The organism is Streptomyces sp. NPDC002537, assembly GCF_053594975.1.
This window is the reverse complement of the sequence record NZ_JBSFWT010000081.1, coordinates 15,743-33,649: the sequence shown is the minus strand read 5'-3', so window position 1 is coordinate 33,649 and position 17,907 is coordinate 15,743. Positions and strand designations below refer to the sequence as shown.

19 protein-coding genes are annotated in these 17,907 nt (G+C 71.8%); 9 read left to right on the top strand and 10 right to left on the bottom strand.

What is annotated here, in order from left to right; all coding sequences use genetic code 11:
* Positions 1-158 precede the first annotated feature (158 nt).
* A complete protein-coding gene (locus ACWD4A_RS28390; protein WP_451198259.1) occupies positions 159-1,778 on the bottom strand; it encodes a beta-N-acetylhexosaminidase in 1,620 nt (539 codons plus the stop codon).
* Positions 1,779-2,060: 282 nt separating this feature from the next.
* Between ACWD4A_RS28390 and ACWD4A_RS28385 the strand changes: the two genes are divergently transcribed.
* The 6 genes from ACWD4A_RS28385 (at position 2,061) to ACWD4A_RS28360 (ending at position 7,190) form a co-directional block, all read left to right on the top strand.
* The gene (locus ACWD4A_RS28385) at positions 2,061-2,657 is read left to right on the top strand and encodes a 2-oxo-4-hydroxy-4-carboxy-5-ureidoimidazoline decarboxylase (RefSeq protein ID WP_451198258.1); all 597 of its coding nucleotides are present in this window, start codon (positions 2,061-2,063) and stop codon (positions 2,655-2,657) included.
* 229 nt (positions 2,658-2,886) lie between these two features.
* The gene (sdhC, locus tag ACWD4A_RS28380; protein ID WP_116213508.1) at positions 2,887-3,267 is read left to right on the top strand and encodes a succinate dehydrogenase, cytochrome b556 subunit; all 381 of its coding nucleotides are present in this window, start codon (positions 2,887-2,889) and stop codon (positions 3,265-3,267) included.
* 6 nt (positions 3,268-3,273) lie between these two features.
* A complete protein-coding gene (locus tag ACWD4A_RS28375) occupies positions 3,274-3,744 on the top strand; it encodes a succinate dehydrogenase hydrophobic membrane anchor subunit (protein ID WP_451198256.1) in 471 nt (156 codons plus the stop codon).
* A gap of 20 nt (positions 3,745-3,764) precedes the next feature.
* Positions 3,765-5,519, top strand: a complete 1,755-nt coding sequence (gene sdhA, locus ACWD4A_RS28370) for a succinate dehydrogenase flavoprotein subunit (protein ID WP_451198254.1) — start codon at positions 3,765-3,767, stop codon at positions 5,517-5,519.
* Positions 5,519-6,277 carry a succinate dehydrogenase iron-sulfur subunit gene (locus ACWD4A_RS28365; protein WP_451198252.1) on the top strand — a complete coding sequence of 253 codons (759 nt, stop codon included), beginning with the start codon at positions 5,519-5,521 and terminating at the stop codon, positions 6,275-6,277. The genes sdhA and ACWD4A_RS28365 overlap by 1 nt, the downstream gene beginning before the upstream one ends.
* Before the next feature lie 184 nt (positions 6,278-6,461).
* A complete protein-coding gene (locus tag ACWD4A_RS28360; RefSeq protein WP_451198250.1) occupies positions 6,462-7,190 on the top strand; it encodes an alpha/beta fold hydrolase in 729 nt (242 codons plus the stop codon).
* A gap of 7 nt (positions 7,191-7,197) precedes the next feature.
* Here the strand turns inward: ACWD4A_RS28360 and ACWD4A_RS28355 are convergent, their stop codons facing one another.
* Together ACWD4A_RS28355 and ACWD4A_RS28350 are read right to left on the bottom strand one after the other, a co-directional pair.
* Complete coding sequence (locus ACWD4A_RS28355) at positions 7,198-8,763, bottom strand: ABC transporter substrate-binding protein (RefSeq protein ID WP_451198248.1); 1,566 nt, start codon at positions 8,761-8,763, stop codon at positions 7,198-7,200.
* A gap of 115 nt (positions 8,764-8,878) precedes the next feature.
* Positions 8,879-9,166, bottom strand: a complete 288-nt coding sequence (locus ACWD4A_RS28350) for an SCO4848 family membrane protein (protein WP_451198247.1) — start codon at positions 9,164-9,166, stop codon at positions 8,879-8,881.
* A gap of 112 nt (positions 9,167-9,278) precedes the next feature.
* Between ACWD4A_RS28350 and ACWD4A_RS28345 the strand changes: the two genes are divergently transcribed.
* Positions 9,279-10,526 carry a D-alanyl-D-alanine carboxypeptidase family protein gene (locus ACWD4A_RS28345; protein ID WP_451198246.1) on the top strand — a complete coding sequence of 416 codons (1,248 nt, stop codon included), beginning with the start codon at positions 9,279-9,281 and terminating at the stop codon, positions 10,524-10,526.
* A 153-nt stretch (positions 10,527-10,679) separates the two neighbouring features.
* Here ACWD4A_RS28345 and ACWD4A_RS28340 read toward each other — a convergent pair whose 3' ends face one another.
* The 3 genes from ACWD4A_RS28340 to trpS all read right to left on the bottom strand — a co-directional run bounded on the left by ACWD4A_RS28340 (position 10,680) and on the right by trpS (position 13,399).
* Positions 10,680-11,582 carry a YihY/virulence factor BrkB family protein gene (locus ACWD4A_RS28340; RefSeq protein WP_451198245.1) on the bottom strand — a complete coding sequence of 301 codons (903 nt, stop codon included), beginning with the start codon at positions 11,580-11,582 and terminating at the stop codon, positions 10,680-10,682.
* Between the two features lie 48 nt (positions 11,583-11,630).
* Positions 11,631-12,218, bottom strand: coding sequence for a 2'-5' RNA ligase family protein (locus ACWD4A_RS28335; RefSeq protein WP_451198244.1), 588 nt, complete (start codon positions 12,216-12,218; stop codon positions 11,631-11,633).
* Positions 12,219-12,385: 167 nt separating this feature from the next.
* Entirely contained in the window at positions 12,386-13,399 is a 1,014-nt protein-coding gene (gene trpS / locus ACWD4A_RS28330; protein WP_451198243.1) for a tryptophan--tRNA ligase, read from the bottom strand.
* A gap of 144 nt (positions 13,400-13,543) precedes the next feature.
* On the opposite strand from trpS, the gene rocD reads away from it, so the two are divergent.
* The gene (gene rocD, locus ACWD4A_RS28325; protein ID WP_451198242.1) at positions 13,544-14,749 is read left to right on the top strand and encodes an ornithine--oxo-acid transaminase; all 1,206 of its coding nucleotides are present in this window, start codon (positions 13,544-13,546) and stop codon (positions 14,747-14,749) included.
* Here the strand turns inward: rocD and ACWD4A_RS28320 are convergent.
* From ACWD4A_RS28320 to ACWD4A_RS28305, 4 genes are all read right to left on the bottom strand, one after another.
* Entirely contained in the window at positions 14,691-15,245 is a 555-nt protein-coding gene (locus ACWD4A_RS28320; protein WP_451198263.1) for an Lrp/AsnC family transcriptional regulator, read from the bottom strand. The genes rocD and ACWD4A_RS28320 overlap by 59 nt on opposite strands.
* Before the next feature lie 51 nt (positions 15,246-15,296).
* Positions 15,297-15,482 carry a hypothetical protein gene (locus tag ACWD4A_RS28315; RefSeq protein WP_451198241.1) on the bottom strand — a complete coding sequence of 62 codons (186 nt, stop codon included), beginning with the start codon at positions 15,480-15,482 and terminating at the stop codon, positions 15,297-15,299.
* A gap of 93 nt (positions 15,483-15,575) precedes the next feature.
* Complete coding sequence (locus ACWD4A_RS28310) at positions 15,576-16,247, bottom strand: nucleotidyl transferase AbiEii/AbiGii toxin family protein (protein WP_451198240.1); 672 nt, start codon at positions 16,245-16,247, stop codon at positions 15,576-15,578.
* Positions 16,244-16,591 carry a transcriptional regulator gene (locus tag ACWD4A_RS28305; RefSeq protein ID WP_451198239.1) on the bottom strand — a complete coding sequence of 116 codons (348 nt, stop codon included), beginning with the start codon at positions 16,589-16,591 and terminating at the stop codon, positions 16,244-16,246. Before ACWD4A_RS28305 ends, ACWD4A_RS28310 begins: the two co-directional genes overlap by 4 nt.
* A gap of 102 nt (positions 16,592-16,693) precedes the next feature.
* Here ACWD4A_RS28305 and ACWD4A_RS28300 point away from each other — a divergent pair, with 102 nt between their 5' ends.
* Positions 16,694-17,515, top strand: a complete 822-nt coding sequence (locus tag ACWD4A_RS28300) for a hypothetical protein (protein ID WP_451198262.1) — start codon at positions 16,694-16,696, stop codon at positions 17,513-17,515.
* Positions 17,516-17,907 lie beyond the last annotated feature (392 nt).

Genomic DNA, 17,907 nt, shown 5'->3' with positions numbered 1-17,907 from the left:
CCCGCCCCGCGCGGTGTCCTCAACCGCCGGACGGGCTGAATGTGCTGGCTACGGTCCGCACAATTCAGCCCGTCCGGCGATTGAGGACGCGGCCGCAGGCCGCCCCCGCCGCAGGCGGCGAACCGGCCCGCAGCCGGGGACAAAGCTCGCCGCAGGCGTCACGTGGGGCGGACCCTCCCCACCAGGTCGGTGAAAGTGGGCCAAGGAAGGGCGGGCGGGCGGGGGTCCCAGAGGCGTTGGGAGACGGCTGCCAGGGGGAGGTGCAGGCCGGAGGCCACTTGTTCCGGCGACTGCGCGTCAGCGCGATCGCACCAGACCGCCAGCCGTCCCCCCACCACCCGCCCCGCGGAGTCGGCCCGCACCGGCGAGGTGCCCCGCAGGACCGCCGGCGACCACTGCTCGTAGATCCGCTGCCCGGTCGGGTACCGGAAGTCGTTCGGCTCGCCGAGCACGTAATAGAGGAACTCGTCGTTGAGGTTGACGACGGTGCGTCCCTCGTTCAGGTAGTCGCCCGGGTCGCGCGCGCCGAGTTCCTTGCCCGTCCAGTACTCGACCTCGATGTCCTTGTCGGCGGTGACGACGCCGCCGGGGAAGAAGCCGTCGTTCCACGCCTTGGCCTTCTTGCCGAGGGTGCGCAGCACGGCCGCCCGGTCGTTCAGCCAGCCGGTGGCGAGGTCCTGGACGCGGGCCGCGGCGCCGTACTTCCGGTGGGCCAGGTCGGCGAGGCCCGGGTAGGAGGACTGCGGGTCCTGCACGGTGAGCGCCCGGTACTCGTCGGCGCCCAGGTGGAACCAGGGGCCGGGGAAGAGCGGCGCGTATTCGCGCAGCAGGTCGTCGACGATGTTCGCGGCCTCGGGGTTGGCGATGTCGACCGCGCCCCGGGCGGCGGTGCCCGAGACGTCGCGGAGCTGGAGGTCGGGGTGGGCGCGCATGACGGCGCCGAGGTGGCCGGGCGAGTCGATCTCGGGGACGACGGTGATGTGCAGGGAGTTCGCGAGGGCGATGATGCGGCGGACCTCGGCCTTGGTGAGGTGCTGCGCGGAGACGATCTCGGGGTGGGTGTCGCTCTCGATGCGGAAGCCCTGGTCGTCGGAGAAGTGCAGCCCGAACTGGTTGAGCTTGAGGTCGGCCATCTCCCGCAGCCGGGCCTCGATCCAGTCGGCGGGGAAGAACTTGCGCGCGATGTCGAGGTTGAGGCCGCGCTGCGCGCGGTCGGGGGCGTCGCGCACGACGCCTTCGGGGAGCCCGCCGCCGGAGCGCACGGCCTGCACGACGGTGCGGGTGCCGTAGAACACTCCGGGTACGCCCTCGGAGGTGATGAGCACCTTGTGGTCGCGGGTGGTCAGTTCGTACGCCTCGGGGCCGCCGCCCCCGCCGGGGCGGAGGGCGAGTTCGACGTCGCCGGGGCGGGCGGGCCCGGGGGCGGTGGTGAGCTTGAGGTCGTCGGCGAGGCGGCGGGCGTCCTCGGCGAGGGGACCGGCCGGGTCGGTGACGACGCGGGCGCCGGGGGCGGGCCGCCAGCCGGGGCCGGGCGCCGGGGTCGCGGAGCGCACGGCGGGGACGGTGCGCGGGGTCCCCTGCTCCACCGGTTCCTGCCGGACGGTGGGGGCGGGGGTGCCCGGGGTGGCGGTGGCCTGGGCGGAGCGGGAGTCGTCGCGGCCGTGGTGGCCCGAGGTGTCGCGCGGGCAGCCCATGAGGGTCATGGTGGCGGCGAGGGCGACTCCGGCGACGGAGCCCCGCACCAGACCGGCCCGGGTGATGCCGAGTGACAGGCCCATGGGAACAAAGCCTCCTATTCGGGGCATTTGTGGCGACCGTACGTGCCGCCCGCCCACGGCGGCGTCCACCACGCGCTCGGGGCCGCCCCGTCCGAAGGAAATTCGCGCATCCGTCGGACAATGGCCGATAACCATCGCTACGGTGGCGGCCCAGTGTGCACGCCGGACCGTGGACTTCTCACGCGTCCCCGCATCACAACCGCATCACGAACCGCAGCCCGCCACCGCACGGCCCCGCTTCGCCCGTACGGCCCTGCGCACCGTTTCTTCCCCCGCGCACGGGTGTGTGCACGGGCACGCACCTCTTCCGTCCGCGCTCCCGAGGAGACCACGCTGCACGGACCCGCCCGCCACGGCCTCGACCGCCTCAACTCGGCGGCGCCCGGCGCCGCCGAGGCCGCCCTGCTCGCCTGCTGCGGCAGCCGCCAGTGGGCCCGGCACCTCGTGGCCCAGCGCCCGTACCCCGACCTCGCCGCCCTGCTCCGGGCCGCGGACCGGGCCGTCCACGCCCTCTCGCCCGCCGACCTCGCCGAGGCGCTGGCCGACGAGCGGGGGCCGCGCGACCAGGCACTCACCCGCCGCGCGGGCGCGGGCATAGCCGACGGGTCCGGGGCACTCGCCGCGTTACGCCGGGCCCAGGTCGCGTACGAGCACAGATTCGGCCATGTCTTCGTGATCTGCCTGGACGGCCGGCACCCCGCCGAGGCCCTCGACCGGGCCCTCGCCGCCCTCCGCGCCCGGCTCTCCGGCACCGTCGGCGAGGAGGCCGCCGTCACCGCCGCCGAACTCGCCCGGCTGGCCCGCGGACGGCTGGCCCGGCTGGCCCCCGACACCCCGTGCACGCACGCCCGTCATGCCCGGCAGCACCACGGGACATAACGCCTACACGCCCCGGAATCAGGGCCTCTGCGACACCTCGCGCCCCTCCGGAAGGCCTTTCCCCGCCCGCACACTGGTCCGTACGTGCGTGTTTGACCACACCTGACGACCCGGCGACCATGAACCGACAAGGCGTCGCTACGATGGCCAGGGCCGGTGGACCGTACCCGGCCGGGCCCGCTGACAGTGAAGCCGGCAGGCCCTGATCCCCGCTCCCGGAGGGTTTTCCGTGCCGGCTGGAACGCTGTACCGCGGCCGGGAAGGCATGTGGTCATGGGTGGCTCACCGAGTCACCGGCGTCCTCATTTTCTTCTTCCTGTTCGTGCACGTCCTCGACACCGCTCTCGTACGCGTCTCCCCCGAGGCCTACGACGATGTCGTCGCGACGTACAAGACGCCTGTTGTCAATGTGATGGAGTACGGCCTCGTCGCCGCCATCCTCTTCCACGCGCTCAACGGCCTGCGGGTCGTCGCGGTGGACTTCTGGTCCAAGGGCGCGCGCTACCAGAAGCAGATGCTCTGGACCGTTGTCGCCATCTGGGTCGTGCTGATGGCCGGCGCCTTCTACCCCGTGCTCCAGCACACGCTGCGCACGCTGTTCGGGAGCTGACGCGAGATGTCCGCTGACACCACCCCCGCCGTGAACGACTCCGTGTCGCTGTACGACGTGGACCACCCGGCTCCGGTCATCGAGCCGCCGCGCAAGCGCACCAAGAAGACGCCCAAGGCGACCCGCACCAACTTCGAGATGTACGGCTGGCTGTTCATGCGGCTGTCCGGCATCGTCCTGGTCGTGCTGGTCCTCGGCCACCTGCTGATCCAGCTGGTGCTCGACGGCGGCGTCTCCAAGGTCGGCTTCGCCTTCGTGGCGGGCCGCTGGGCCTCGCCGTTCTGGCAGGCATGGGACCTGGTCATGCTGTGGCTGGCGATGCTGCACGGCGCCAACGGCCTGCGCACCGTCATCAACGACTACGCGGAGCGGCCCACCACCCGCTTCTGGCTGAAGAACCTGCTGTACGCGGCCACGGTGTTCACCGTCCTGCTGGGCACGCTGGTGATCTTCACCTTCGACCCGAACATCCGCTAGAGCCCGGGGCTGACGCGACCATGAAGATCCACAAGTACGACACCGTCATCGTCGGCGCCGGTGGCGCCGGCATGCGCGCGGCCATCGAGTCGACCAAGCGCAGCCGCACCGCGGTGCTGACGAAGCTCTACCCCACCCGCTCCCACACCGGCGCCGCCCAGGGCGGCATGGCCGCCGCCCTCGCGAACGTCGAGGAGGACAACTGGGAGTGGCACACCTTCGACACGATCAAGGGCGGCGACTACCTGGTCGACCAGGACGCCGCCGAGATCCTGGCGAAGGAGGCCATCGACGCGGTCCTCGACCTGGAGAAGATGGGCCTGCCGTTCAACCGCACCCCGGACGGCACCATCGACCAGCGCCGCTTCGGCGGTCACAGCCGCAACCACGGTGAGGCCCCGGTCCGCCGTGCCTGCTACGCGGCCGACCGCACCGGCCACATGATCCTCCAGACGCTGTACCAGAACTGCGTCAAGGAGGGCGTGGAGTTCTTCAACGAGTTCTACGTCCTGGACCAGCTGATCACCGAGGTCGACGGCGTCAAGAAGTCGGCCGGTGTGGTCGCCTTCGAGCTGGCCACCGGCGAGATCCACATCTTCCAGGCCAAGTCGGTCGTCTACGCCTCCGGCGGCACCGGCAAGTTCTTCAAGGTGACCTCCAACGCGCACACCCTCACGGGTGACGGCCAGGCGGCCTGCTACCGCCGCGGCCTGCCGCTGGAGGACATGGAGTTCTTCCAGTTCCACCCGACGGGCATCTGGCGCATGGGCATCCTCCTCACCGAGGGCGCCCGCGGCGAGGGCGGCATCCTCCGCAACAAGGACGGTGAGCGCTTCATGGAGAAGTACGCGCCCGTCATGAAGGACCTCGCCTCCCGCGACGTCGTCTCGCGCTCCATCTACACGGAGATCCGCGAGGGCCGTGGCTGCGGTCCCGAGGGCGACCACGTCTACCTCGACCTCACCCACCTGCCGCCGGAGCAGCTCGACGCCAAGCTCCCGGACATCACCGAGTTCGCGCGGACCTACCTCGGTATCGAGCCCTACACGGACCCGATCCCGATCCAGCCCACCGCGCACTACGCGATGGGCGGCATCCCGACCAACGTCGCGGGCGAGGTGCTCTCCGACAACGACACCGTCGTGCCGGGTCTGTACGCCGCCGGCGAGGTCGCCTGTGTCTCCGTGCACGGCGCCAACCGCCTGGGCACCAACTCGCTGCTGGACATCAACGTCTTCGGCAAGCGGGCCGGTATCGCCGCCGCCGAGTACGCGCACCGGGCCGACTACGTCGAGCTGCCGGAGAACCCGGCGCAGCTCGTCGTCGAGCAGGTCGAGAAGCTGCGCGAGTCCACGGGCAACGAGCGGGTCGCGGACATCCGCAAGGAGCTCCAGGAGACCATGGACGCCAACGTCATGGTCTTCCGCACCGAGCAGACCATCAAGACGGCCGTCGAGAAGATCGCCGAGCTGCGCGAGCGCTACAGGAACGTGTCCATCCAGGACAAGGGCAAGCGCTTCAACACCGACCTGCTGGAGGCCATCGAGCTGGGCAACCTGCTCGACCTGGCCGAGGTGATGGCCGTGTCCGCGCTGGCGCGCAAGGAGTCCCGCGGCGGTCACTACCGCGAGGACTACCCGAACCGCGACGACGTCAACTTCATGCGCCACACCATGGCGTACCGCGAGGTCGACGGGAACGGCAAGGACTCGATCCGCCTCGACTACAAGCCGGTAGTGCAGACCCGCTACCAGCCGATGGAGCGTAAGTACTGATGGCAACCCCGACCCTGGACAAGCTCGAGGCGGACTCCACCACCTCGCACCTCATCACGGTCACCTTCCGGGTCCGCCGGTTCAACCCGGAGGTCTCCGCGGAGGCCACCTGGCAGGACTACCAGCTGGAGATCGACCCCAAGGAGCGGGTCCTCGACGGCCTCCACAAGATCAAGTGGGACCAGGACGGCACGCTGACGTTCCGGCGTTCCTGCGCGCACGGCATCTGCGGCTCCGACGCGATGCGCATCAACGGCAAGAACCGCCTGGCGTGCAAGACGCTGATCAAGGACCTCAACCCGGCCAAGCCGATCACGATCGAGCCCATCAAGGGCCTCACGGTCCTGAAGGACCTCGTGGTCGACATGGACCCGTTCTTCCAGGCGTATCGCGACGTCATGCCGTTCCTCATCACCAAGGGGAACGAGCCGACCCGCGAGCGGCTGCAGACGGCCGAGGACCGCGAGCGGTTCGACGACACCACCAAGTGCATCCTGTGCGCGGCGTGCACGTCGTCCTGCCCGGTGTTCTGGAACGACGGCCAGTACTTCGGCCCGGCGGCCATCGTCAACGCCCACCGCTTCATCTTCGACTCGCGCGACGAGGCCGGTGAGCAGCGGCTGGAGATCCTGAACGACAAGGACGGCGTGTGGCGCTGCCGCACGACGTTCAACTGCACCGACGCGTGCCCGCGCGGCATCGAGGTCACCAAGGCGATCCAGGAGGTCAAGCGCGCGCTGATCACGCGTCGCTACTGACCCCGGGACGCCCCGCCGAGGGCCCGGCTCCCCGCTCCGGGGGGCCGGGCCCTCGCGCGTGACCGGCCGTCCCGATCTTGACCTTGACACCGTGTCACATGGCAGGCTCGGCGGCATGACACAGCTCCCGACATCCCTTTCGGCCATACCCCTTTCGAGTACGGTCCGCGGTTCCGGTCCCGGTGTGCTGCTCGCGCACGGCGCGGGCGGCAGCATCGCGGGCAACTACACGACGCTGATCCCGCCCCTGATGGCGCGTCACACCGTGGTGGCTCCCGACTTCCCCGGCTCCGGCGCCACCCCGCGGGCGGACGTCCTCACCGTCGACCTGCTGGCCGACGCGCTGGTGGCGCGGGCGGACGCGGCGGGCCTGGAGACGTTCACCGTGATCGGCTACTCGATGGGCACCATGGTGTCCGTGCGCATCGCGGCCCGGTATCCGGAGCGGGTGCGCGGACTGGTGCTGACGGCGGGCATGGCCAGGCCCGACAACCGGATGCGGGCCTCGCTGGACCTGTGGCAGAAGCTGCTGGCCGACGGGGACCTGGAGGCCTTCGCGCGGTTCCTCGCACTGAGCGGCTTCAGCACGGAGTTCTTCAACGCCATGCCGGAGGAGCAGCTGCACGCCCTCTACACCGTGATGATCAAGGGCATTCCGGCCGGTTCCGCCGAGCAGGCGGGCCTGGTGCTGCGCACCGATGTCACGGCCGATCTCGCGGGGATCTCCGTGCCCACCCTGGTCGTCGCCACCACGCGGGACACCCTGGTGTCCCCCGCCAACTCGCGGGCGCTCGCGGACGCGATCCCGGGCGCGGAGTACGCCGAGCTGGAGACGGGCCACCTCGTCATGGCGGAGCGGCCGCAGGAGTGGCAGCGGCTGATCCTGTCCTTCCTGGACCGGCACGGCCTCTGACGGATCATCACATCCGGGCGAGCTGCCACAGCCGCCAGGTGCCGGTGCCGTCCGACAGGTACTCGGTGCCGGAGATGTCGGCGTCGCCCAGCACGTACTCCTTCTTCTGCCACAGCGGGACGAGCGGTACGTCCTCGGCGGCGATCCTCTGGATGGCGCGGAAGTCGTCGGACGTGCGGCCGCGCTGCTCCTCCCGCTGGGTGGCGCGGATGAGCTGGTCCACACGGGAGTTGGTGTAGCCGGAGTGGAGGGCGGAGTCCTTGCCGACGAGGGAGACGGTGAAGGTGTCCGGGTCGGGGAAGTCCGGGAGCCAGCTGACGCAGTACGTGTCGTAGGCGCCCCGGGTGTAGCCGTCCAGGAACTCCTTCCACGCCACCTGCCGGGTGGTGACCCGGAACAGCCCGGTGGCCTCCAACTGCCGCTTCAGCAGGGCCGCTTCGTCGTCGGCGGCGGCCCCCTGGGGGTAGGCGAGGCCGAAGCTCACCGGCATGGTGACGCCCGCCTGGAGCAGCAGGCTCCGGGCGCGCTCCGGGTCCGGCGCGGGATAGGCGTCGAAGAAGGACGTGGCGTGGCCGGTGAGGCCCTGCGGTACGAGCGAGTAGAGCGGCTCGACGGTGCGCAGGTGCACGTCGCGGGCGAGGGCCTCGCGGTCGACGACGGCGGCGACCGCCCGGCGCACGGCGGTCTGCCGCACCGGCGAGCCGTCCCGCAGGTTGAAGACCAGCGAGCGGGTCGCGGCACCCGAGGACTCCATCATCTTCACACTGGAGTCGGCCGGGGACTGCCGGGCGAGGTCCGCCGGCGGCAGCTGCCGCCCCGCCACGTCGACGGCCCGCCGCCGCCACGCCTCGCTCAGCTTCGCGGGCGACCCGAAGTAGCGCACGCTGATGGCACTGCCCTTGGGCCTGACCGCGCCCTTGTACGTGTCGACGGGCTCCAACTCGGCGCTCACACCCGGCCGGTAGGCCTTGAGCTCGTACGGGCCGGAGCCGTCGGCCTCGTCGCCGGTCCGCAGGGCGTCCGCCGGGTAGCGGGCGGCGTCGACGATCGACCCGGCGCCCGTGGCGATCCTGAACGGGAACGTGGCATCCGGCGCCTTCAGCCGGAAGGTCACCGTCCGCCCGGCCGTCTCCACCGTGTCCAGTGTCGCGAACAGCGCCGAGGGTCCCCGCGGGGAGTTGATCCGCCGTATCCGGTCGAAGGAGTACTTCACGTCCTTCGCGGTCACCTCGTCGCCGTTGCCGAACCTCAGGCCGTCGCGCAGGGTGCAGGCGTACGTGCGGAGGCCGTCGCCCTGGAAGCCGCAGCGGCTCGCCGCGTCCGGCACCGGGGAGCCCGAGCCGGAGGTGAAGGTCAGCAGCGACTGGTAGAGGTTGCCGAACAGCGACCAGGAGCCCACGTCGTAGGCGCCCGCCGGGTCCAGCGCCGTGACCGTGTCGGTCGTGCCGACCACGATGGGCCTGCCGTCGCCGCCCCCCGGCCCCGCCAGTCCGCAGCCGGCCGCCCCCGCCGTCAGCAGCAGCAGCGCTCCCACGGCCGCCGCCGCACCCGTACGTAACCGTCCCCCGCGCATCCCCCAGCCCCCTCCGCCCGGTGATGCGCATCACCCAAACACACGATCGCCCGCACGTCCCGGGAATCGGCCAAGCGATCGGGGCCCGTCGGTGGAGGCGGCCGGAAACGTCCCGCTATGAGCTGCGCCGCAGCGCGCGCACACCGCGCAACCCGATCAGCCCCACGCCCGTCCCCAGAAGAAACGAGGTGATCGCGAGCAGGAGATGCACCCAGAAGTACGTGGTCGGGTCACCCGCGCCGTCGAAGGCGAGCCCGCTGCCGTCCTTCCACAGATTCTTCGCAAAGGTGATCCAGATGACCCAGCTCCAGGCGCCGAAGGCGAGCAGGAACCAGGACACGGGACGGGAGAGGACCGCGGGGGAGGGAGAGGCGCCGGGGGCGTCTCCGGTAGAGCTCTGCATGCGTTTCAGTATGCGTTCGGCCGCAGGGACTCCCCCTATCGGGTCCCTGGGCGCGGCACCCACCGGTGAGGCACCATCCCCAGGCCGTGGGCGGCGGGGTACGTTCACGGACGTGCCGACGACATCACACCCTCCGCGGTACGCCGCGACGCGCCGCTACCGCCCCGCCCTCGCGGCGGCCGCCTCGTTGCTCCTCCCGCTGATGACCGCCGCTCCCGCCCTCGCCGACAACCCGGCCGACGGCAAGGGCGCCCCCAAGACCCCGCCCGCCCGGATGTCCACGGTGGGCGGCGAACTGCTGGGCAGGCCGGGCCCCCAGGTGCAGCTCGAACCGGGCGCGCCGCAGCTGCCCAAGGACCTCAGCGGCCGCTCCTGGCTGGTCGCCGACGCCGAGTCCGGCGAGATCCTCGCCGCGAACAACGCGCACTGGCGGCTGCCCCCGGCCTCCACCCTGAAGATGCTGTTCGCCGACACCGTGCTGCCGAAGCTCCCCCGGGACAAGGTGCACAAGGTGGTGCCGTCCGACCTGGCGGGCATGGGCGCGGGCAGCAGCGCGGTCGGCGTCCACGAGGGCTCCTCCTACACGGTCCACGACCTGTGGCTGGGCGTGTTCCTGCGCTCGGGCAACGACGCGGTGCGGGTGCTGTCCACGATGAACGGCGGCGTCCCGCAGACCGTCAAGGACATGCAGGCCCACGCGGACGAGCTGCAGGCGAACGACACGCACGTCATCAGCCCCGACGGCTACGACGAGGAGGGGCAGGTCTCCAGCGCGTACGACCTGACGCTGTTCGCCCGGTCGGGTCTGCAGAAGGCGGACTTCCGGGAGTACTGCTCGACGGTCAGCGCGCAGTTCCCGGAGGAGGAGAAGCCGGGCGAGCAGCGGAAGACGTCCACCATCGTCAACACCAACCGGCTGCTCACCGGGCAGGGCGTGCCCGCCTACAAGGGCATGGCGGGCGTGAAGAACGGCTCCACCACCAACGCGGGCAACACCTTCACCGGGGTCGCCCAGCACGACGGCCGCAAGCTGCTGGTCACCGTCATGAACCCGGAGAAGAGCGAGCCGTACGAGGTCTACCTGGAGACCCAGCGGCTGCTGGACTGGGGCTTCGAGGCGGCCGGGCACGTCAAGCCGGTGGGGGTGCTGGTGCCGCCGAAGGGCGGGGCGGGGAAGTCCGGTGACAAGGCGGGCGGCCGCCCGTCGGCCGACAGCACGCAGGCGTCCATCACCGGATCCGGTGGCGGCATGTGGACGGCGGTGGGCATCGCCGGCGGCGCGCTCGCCGCGCTGGGCGTGGCGGGCTTCGTGATCCACCGCCGGCACCCGCTGCCGGAACTGGTGCGCAAGAAGCGCTGACGCGGTGTCCTCGAGCCGGACGGGCTTCCCCGGACTGCTACGGCCGACCTCCGTCGCCGCCTGCGGCGGGAGCGGCCTGCGGCCGCGTCCTCAATCGCCGGACGGGCTGGTCTTGCCGACCGTGGCTTCGGGTCTGCGGCCCAGCCGCGAAATTCAGCCCGTCCGGCGTTTGAGGACACCGCGCGAAGCGTGGTCCGGGGTCCGGGGCGGAGCCCCGTGGGACGGCGGGGTGGCCGTCCACGCCGCACAGAAAAGCGTCAGCTTCGCGGTGAAGTTGATCCACAGCAGCAGCGCCACCGGCGCACCGAACGCGCCGTACATGCTCTTGGCCGCCACTCCCTGGAGGTAGCCGCTGAGCAGCAGCTTGAGGAGTTCGAAGCCGACCGCGCCGATCAACGCGCCCTGCACGAGCCGCCACCGGTCCGGATGGACACCCGGCAGGCGCGACAGCACGTAGGACATCAGCAGGAAGTCGGCGAGGACGGCGATGCAGAAGCCCGCCGCCGTGAGCAGGCCGCCGACGCCCTGCAGCCCGGCCTTCTCGACGACCCAGCCCACGGCCGACGTGGCGAACGTGGAGCAGGCCACCGAGACCAGGGCGACCCCGCCGAGGCCCAGCAGCAGGACCGCGTCCTTGAGGCGCAGCAGGACCGGGTTTCCGGGGCTCTCCTCGCGTTCCCAGACGGCGCGCAGGCACTCGCGCAGGGAGCCGATCCAGCCCAGACCGGTGAAGAGCAGCGCGGCACCGGCGACGACACCGACGGTGCCCGCGTTGTCGACGAGGGTGCTGAGGTCGAGCTTGCCGGAGATTCCCGGCATCTGTTCGGCGAGCTTGTGTTCCAGTTCCTGCATCCGCTGTTTGCTGAGGACGGCGGCGCCGATGGCCGCGCCCACCGTGATCAGCGGGAAGAGGGAGAGAAAACTGGTGAAGGTGATCGCGCCGGCCAGCCGGCTCCACCTCACCCGGTCCAGGGTCTCGTACGAGCGCCACACGTGGGTGCGCATCAGGCGGGCGATCAGGGGCCCGATCCACGGCAGCCGGGTCAACCATTCCATGGTCCACACCTAACCAGCTCGGGCCGGTGCGAACGCTCCCCGCAGGGGTCAGCGGGAGGCCGCGGGGGGCCTGGAGACGTCCGTCTGGCGGGGCACCGCGCTCTCCGCGCCCGCCCCCCCGAACGGATACTCCCGCTCCAGCCGCCAGACGGCGTCCGTGCCCTGCTCGTACAGGGCGAAGCCGGTGATCGTCCAGGCGGCCTCGAAGTCGGCCAGCTCGGCGTACGCCCGGTCCATCGCCTCCTCGGCGATCCCGTGGGCGACGGTCACATGCGGGTGGTACGGGAACTGGAGCTCGCGGGCGACCGGCCCGGAGGCGTCCCGGATGCGCTTCTGGAGCCAGGCGCAGGAGGCGGAGCCCTCGACCACGTTGACGTAGACGACGGGCGACAGCGGCCGGAAGGTGCCGGTGCCGGACAGGCGCATCCGGAACGGCTGCCCCAGGGCCGCGACCTCGGCGAGGTGCCGCTCGATCGCGGGCAGGGACGAGGCGTCGACCTCGGTGGGCGGCAGCAGGGTGACGTGCGTGGGGATGCCGTGCGCGTGCGGGTCCCCGAAGCCCTCTCGGCGCTTCTGGAGGAAGCTGCCGTACGGCTCCGGGACCGCGATCGAAACGCCGAGCGTTACGGTCCCCATTGCGTTCTCCCTCCTGTGCGCCTGTGTGTCCCCGTGGCCAGTGTGACGGCTGGGCCGCCTCCGGGCCAGGTTCCCTGGTCCCGTGCGCCCGGGGCCCATGGTCCCTGGCGCACGGGCGGCCGTCGGTGCTGTCGGCGCTCGGTCAGTGCCCGTACTGGTCGGTACGGTCAGTGCTTCGCGGGCAGGAAGCCCATCTTGTCGTACGCCTGCGCCAAGGTCTCACCCGCGACCGTACGGGCCTTCTCGGCGCCCTTGGCGAGGATCGCGTCCAGCGTCTCGGGGTCGTCGAGATATTCCTGCGTACGGGCACGGAACGGGGTCACCCACTCCACCATGACCTCGGCGAGGTCGGTCTTGAGCGCACCGTAGCCCTTGCCCTCGTACTTCTGCTCAAGTTCCGGGATTCCCGTGCCGGTGAGCGTGGCGTAGATGGTCAGCAGGTTGCTGACGCCCGGCTTGTTCTCGGCGTCGAAGCGGATCACCGTGTCGGTGTCGGTGACGGCGCTCTTGATCTTCTTCGCGGAGACCTTGGGGTCGTCCAGCAGGTTGATCAGGCCCTTGGGGGTGGACGCCGACTTGCTCATCTTGGCGTGCGGGTCCTGCAGGTCGTAGATCTTCGCCGTCTCGCGGACGATGTGCGCGGCGGGCACGGTGAAGGTGTCACCGAAACGGGCGTTGAAGCGCTCGGCGAGATCACGGGTGAGCTCGACGTGCTGACGCTGGTCCTCACCCACCGGAACCGCGTTCGCCTGGTAGAGCAGGATGTCCGCGACCTGGAGGATCGGGTAGGTGAACAGGCCCACCGTGGTCTGACCGGCGCCCTGCTTGGCCGACTTGTCCTTGAACTGCGTCATGCGGGACGCCTCGCCGAAGCCGGTGAGGCAGTTCATCAGCCAGGCCAGTTGGGCGTGCTCGGGCACATGGCTCTGCACGAAGAGGGTGCAGCGCTCCGGGTCGAGCCCGGCGGCCAGCAGCTGGGCCGCGGCGCTGCGGGTGTTCGCGCGCAGCTCCTTGGGGTCCTGCGGAACGGTGATCGCGTGCAGGTCGACGACCATGTAGTAGGCGTCGTGGGTCTCTTGCAGCGCCACGTACTGCCGGACGGCACCGAGGTAGTTCCCGAGGTGGAACGAGCCTGCGGTGGGCTGGATACCGGAGAGAGCGCGCGGACGATCGAGGGCCATGGGCACATTCTCTCAGGTGTGCAACCCGGGCCGTCGCCGCGGTGCCGGTGCCGGGCCCGGAGAACCGCGGATCAAGCCGTTCCACGGCGCCGGAACGGGTGTAGAAATTGGGCCAAGAGCCCCGCACGCGGAACGGAGCACAGGGTGACTTCCACGGAACGCAGCATCGCGGCCGCCGAGGCCCACAGCGCGCACAACTACCATCCGTTGCCGGTCGTCGTCGCCTATGCGGAGGGCGCGTGGATGACGGACGTCGAGGGACGGCGCTATCTCGACATGCTGGCCGGGTACTCGGCGCTCAACTTCGGCCACGGCAACCGCCGGCTGATCAACGCGGCGAAGGCGCAGCTCGATCGGGTGACGCTCACCTCACGCGCCTTCCACCACGACCGTTTCGGCGAATTCTGCGCCGAACTCGCCGCGCTGTGCGGCAAGGACATGGTGCTGCCGATGAACACCGGCGCGGAGGCGGTCGAAACGGCCGTCAAGACCGCCCGCAAGTGGGGCTACCGCGTCAAGGGCGTGCCGGACGGCCGGGCGAAGATCGTGGTCGCCGCGAACAACTTCCACGGCCGGACGACCACGATCATCAGCTTCTCCACGGACGAGGAGGCCCGCGCGGACTTCGGCCCGTACACCCCCGGGTTCGAGATCGTCCCGTACGGCGACCTGGCGGCGCTGGAGGCGGCCCTCGACGAGAACACGGTGGCCGTGCTGCTGGAGCCCATCCAGGGCGAGGCCGGGGTGCTGGTGCCGCCCGCCGGTTATCTGCCGGGCGTGCGGCGGCTGACCGCCGAGCGCGGGGTGCTGTTCATCGCGGACGAGATCCAGTCGGGTCTGGGGCGCACGGGCCGGACCTTCGCGTGCGACCACGAGGGCGTGGTGCCCGACGTGTACGTGCTGGGCAAGGCGCTCGGCGGCGGGGTGGTGCCGGTGTCCGCCGTGGTGGCCTCCCGCGAGGTGCTCGGCGTCTACCGCCCCGGCGAGCACGGGTCGACGTTCGGCGGCAATCCGCTGGCGTGCGCGGTGGCGCTGGAGGTCGTCGCGATGCTCAGGTCGGGCGAGTTCCAGCAGCGGGCGACGGAGCTCGGCGAGCACCTCCACCACGAACTCGGGCTGATGGTCGGCGGCGGCGCGGTGGAGGCCGTGCGCGGCAGGGGCCTGTGGGCGGGCGTCGACATCTCGCCCGCGAAGGGCACCGGCCGGGAGATCTCGGAGGCGCTGATGGAACGCGGCGTCCTGGTCAAGGACACCCACGGCTCCACCATCCGCATCGCCCCGCCCCTGGTGATCAGCAAGGAGGACCTGGACTGGGGGCTGGACCAGCTGCGGGCAGTACTCGGCACCTGAGCGGCGGGCCGGGCGGGCGCCTGATCGCCGCATCTGCTGGTGCGGTACGGCGACCGCGGGTTGTGCGTGGCTGAGCGCGCGGTTCCCCGCGCCTCTGACGGGGCGCGGCGGGGTGGGTCCGGAGCGCTTGATGTGCCGGGTCACGGGCGCCCTCCCCGGCGCCAAGCACGCCGGGGAGGGCGCCGATGCGGCCGGCGAGGTAGTCGTAGAAGGCGTCGGCGTCGCGGCAGAGCACGATCGCCATCGTGCTCGGGCCGGTCACGGCGGCGGCATACGCGACCTCGGGGTGCCCGGCCGGCGCGGCGGGGGCGACGTCCAGCCACAGCACGGCCTCGAACGCGAAGCCGTACAGCGCCGGGTCGATCTCCACGTCGAAGGACAGCGCGCCGCTGTCCCGCAGCTCCGCGAGCCGCCGTCGGACGGTCGACTCGGACCAGCCGGTGGCCGCGGCGAGCTCCGGGACGGCGGCCCGGCCGTCCCCGGCCAGGGCGGACAGCAGCCACCGGTCGGCGTCGCCAAGCGTGACGGCGCTCGGTCTGCTCGCGGGTCAGCGCGGCCGTGCGGCCCGGCCGGCCCGCCGGCCCGCCGTCCCGGCGACCGGGCGCAGCAGGCAGTGCGCCGTGACCGAGGTGATCCGCGAGCTGCGCGGCAGCTTCGGCAGCAGCAGGCTGTCCCGGTGGGCACCCGCCCGCGCCCGGGTGATGCAGGTGATCTCCGTGCCGCCGGAGGCCACCCGGGTCTTCCGGTGCCGAGTGCCCGAAATCCTGCAGACGGCAGGACCTTTCATGTGCCGGGCGGTCGGCGGCGACCTGCGGAACCACCAGGTTCAGGTCTCGCCTTCCGCCTCGAGCTCGAGGAGCCGTTCCGCGATGTCATCGGCCCACGTCTGTGCCCACCGGCGCAGTTCGGCGATCGTGACGTCGCCGAGGCCGTACGCGGCAAACTCGGTGTCGTCGATCCAGTCCGCTCCGGCGAGCCTCGCCTGAAGGTCGGTGAGGTCGAAGGTGTCGCGGGCGTGGCGGCGTCCGAGCTCCTCCAGTTCGCGGGGGCTCCAGCGGTCCGCGGCCGCCTGGACGTCGATCAGGTCCCGGGCGAGTCCCCGGTCGGCCAACGCACGGACCTTGGTGCCGACCACGTCCTCAAGGGACAGCACCAGGCCGTGCGGAGTCCGCACAGGAGGACGCCAGAGCACCTCCTTGAGGATGTCGACCTCGCATTCCTCCCCGCTGCCGGAATCGGTGACGATCAGCCGTGCGGACAGCGGGTCGGTCTCCAGAGCCCGTACATGCCAACCGCGCTGTTCCAGGCCGGCGCGTACGACGGCCGCGATGCTCTCCATCCGGTCCGGGTTCTCCGTGGCGACGTCCAAGTCACGGCTGAGCCGATCCACCAGACCGTGCGCCTGTACCGCATAGCCGCCGGTGAGCGCGAGCGGATACGCGTCGCCCACGGCGAGTACGTCGGTGAGCAGCCGACGGTGCAACGCGGTGAGGTTCACGCAACGGCCTGCTCTCCGGGAGCGAGTTCGTCGAAGGCGCTCTCCCAGACATCGCGGAGGTCGCGGTTGACCAGTGTGCGCAGTACGGGCCACATGCCGATGAGCAGGTCCCGGTTGAGGTACCGCGCCAAGTCGTCGTGCAGACCTTCGGCCAGAACGATCCGGTAGCAGCTCATCCGCAGCCGAGGCCGGTCGAGATCGAACCGGGTCAGCCCGGACCACGCCAGGTGAAGGGGCAGGCCGAGGGCGCCGTGGGCCGGGCCCACGAGTTCCGACAGGTCGGCCGGCAGTCGCCGGGCGTACTTGGCACGGCGGAGCTCGGAGACGCTGGGCGTTGATGCCATGTGCCGATTATTCCGCGTGTTCCGGCTGCGGCGTTCACGCTGAAGGGGGAAGTCCTGTGCCGCGCGGCCGGGCCGCCTACAGTTCGGGGCGTGCTTCTAGGGATGATCTGCGCGCTCGGTTCGGCGGTCTGCTTCGGCACCGCGTCCGTCCTCCAGGCAGTCGCCGCGCGGGCCTCGGCGCCCGGCAGCGGGTCGGGGGTGGATCCGGTGCTGCTGCTGCGGGTGTTGCGGCAGTGGCGCTATCTGGCGGGGCTGGCGCTCGACGGCCTGGGCTTCCTGCTGGAGCTGGTCGCGCTGCGCTCGCTGCCCATCTACGCCGTGGGCGCCGCCCTCGCCGCGAGCCTCGCCGTGACGGCCGTGGTGGCTTCCCGGGTGCTGGGCGTACGGCTCAGCGGCCCGGAGTGGGGCGCGGTGTGCGTGGTGTGCGGGGGGCTGGCGCTGCTCGGGCTGGCCTCGGGTGCGGAGGGCACCCGTACGGGTTCCACGGCGCTGCGGGTGGGCACGCTCGCGGTGGCGGCCGGCGTGCTGGGGCTGGGCGCCGTGGCCGGGCGGCTGCCGGGGCGGGCGCGGGCGGCGGCGCTGGGCCTGGGCGCGGGCATCGGCTTCGGCGTGGTGGAGGTCGCCGTCCGGCTCGTCGACGACCTGTCCCCCGCCGCGGTGCTCACCAACCCGGCGGCGTACGCCCTGCTGGTGGGCGGCGGCGCGGCCTTCCTGCTGCTGACGTCGGCCCTCCAGCGCGGCTCGGTGACGGCGGCCACGGCGGGCATGGTGATCGGCGAGACCCTGGGCCCGGCACTGGCGGGCGTGGCCTGGCTGGGCGACCGGACCCGACCGGGGTTCGCGCCGCTGGCGGTGGCGGGGTTCGCGCTGGCGGTGGCGGGGGCGCTGACGCTGGCGCGGTTCGGCGAGGTCACCGAGGAGTGACCCGGGGGCCTCGACGGGGCGCGGCGACAGCCGACGCGGAAGGCGGTCCGGGGGCCGGGGGCCGTGATCCGGAGTCCGGGGGCGGGGGCTGCGGTCCGAGGGCCGGGGGCCGGAGTCCGGGGCCAGGGGGCAGGGGTCTGCGGTCTGCGGTCTGCGGGCCGGGGTCTGCGGCCCGGGGGCCGGAATCCGTGATCCGGAGTCCGCGGTCTGCGGTCCGGGGGCCGTGATCCGGGGTCCGTGATCCGTGATCCGGGGTCCGGGGGCGGGGGCTGCGGTCCGAGGGCCGGGGGCCGTGATCCGGGGTCTGCGATCCGGGGCCGGGGGCCAGGGTCCGGGGCGGAGCCCCGCGCGGCGGGTCCGCGCCCCGACGGGCAGCCGTGGCCACGGACTCC

Bases quoted from the DNA above. Each gene is read 5' to 3' on its own strand.
- ACWD4A_RS28390 (WP_451198259.1), bottom strand. From the start codon at position 1,778: ATGGGCCTGTCACTCGGCATCACCCGGGCCGGTCTGGTGCGGGGCTCC.
- ACWD4A_RS28375 (WP_451198256.1), top strand. From the start codon at position 3,274: ATGTCCGCTGACACCACCCCCGCCGTGAACGACTCCGTGTCGCTGTAC.
- sdhA (WP_451198254.1), top strand. From the start codon at position 3,765: ATGAAGATCCACAAGTACGACACCGTCATCGTCGGCGCCGGTGGCGCC.
- ACWD4A_RS28365 (WP_451198252.1), top strand. From the start codon at position 5,519: ATGGCAACCCCGACCCTGGACAAGCTCGAGGCGGACTCCACCACCTCG.
- ACWD4A_RS28355 (WP_451198248.1), bottom strand. From the start codon at position 8,763: ATGCGCGGGGGACGGTTACGTACGGGTGCGGCGGCGGCCGTGGGAGCG.
- ACWD4A_RS28350 (WP_451198247.1), bottom strand. From the start codon at position 9,166: ATGCAGAGCTCTACCGGAGACGCCCCCGGCGCCTCTCCCTCCCCCGCG.
- ACWD4A_RS28340 (WP_451198245.1), bottom strand. From the start codon at position 11,582: ATGGAATGGTTGACCCGGCTGCCGTGGATCGGGCCCCTGATCGCCCGC.
- ACWD4A_RS28335 (WP_451198244.1), bottom strand. From the start codon at position 12,218: ATGGGGACCGTAACGCTCGGCGTTTCGATCGCGGTCCCGGAGCCGTAC.
- trpS (WP_451198243.1), bottom strand. From the start codon at position 13,399: ATGGCCCTCGATCGTCCGCGCGCTCTCTCCGGTATCCAGCCCACCGCA.
- ACWD4A_RS28305 (WP_451198239.1), bottom strand. From the start codon at position 16,591: ATGGCATCAACGCCCAGCGTCTCCGAGCTCCGCCGTGCCAAGTACGCC.
- ACWD4A_RS28300 (WP_451198262.1), top strand. From the start codon at position 16,694: ATGATCTGCGCGCTCGGTTCGGCGGTCTGCTTCGGCACCGCGTCCGTC.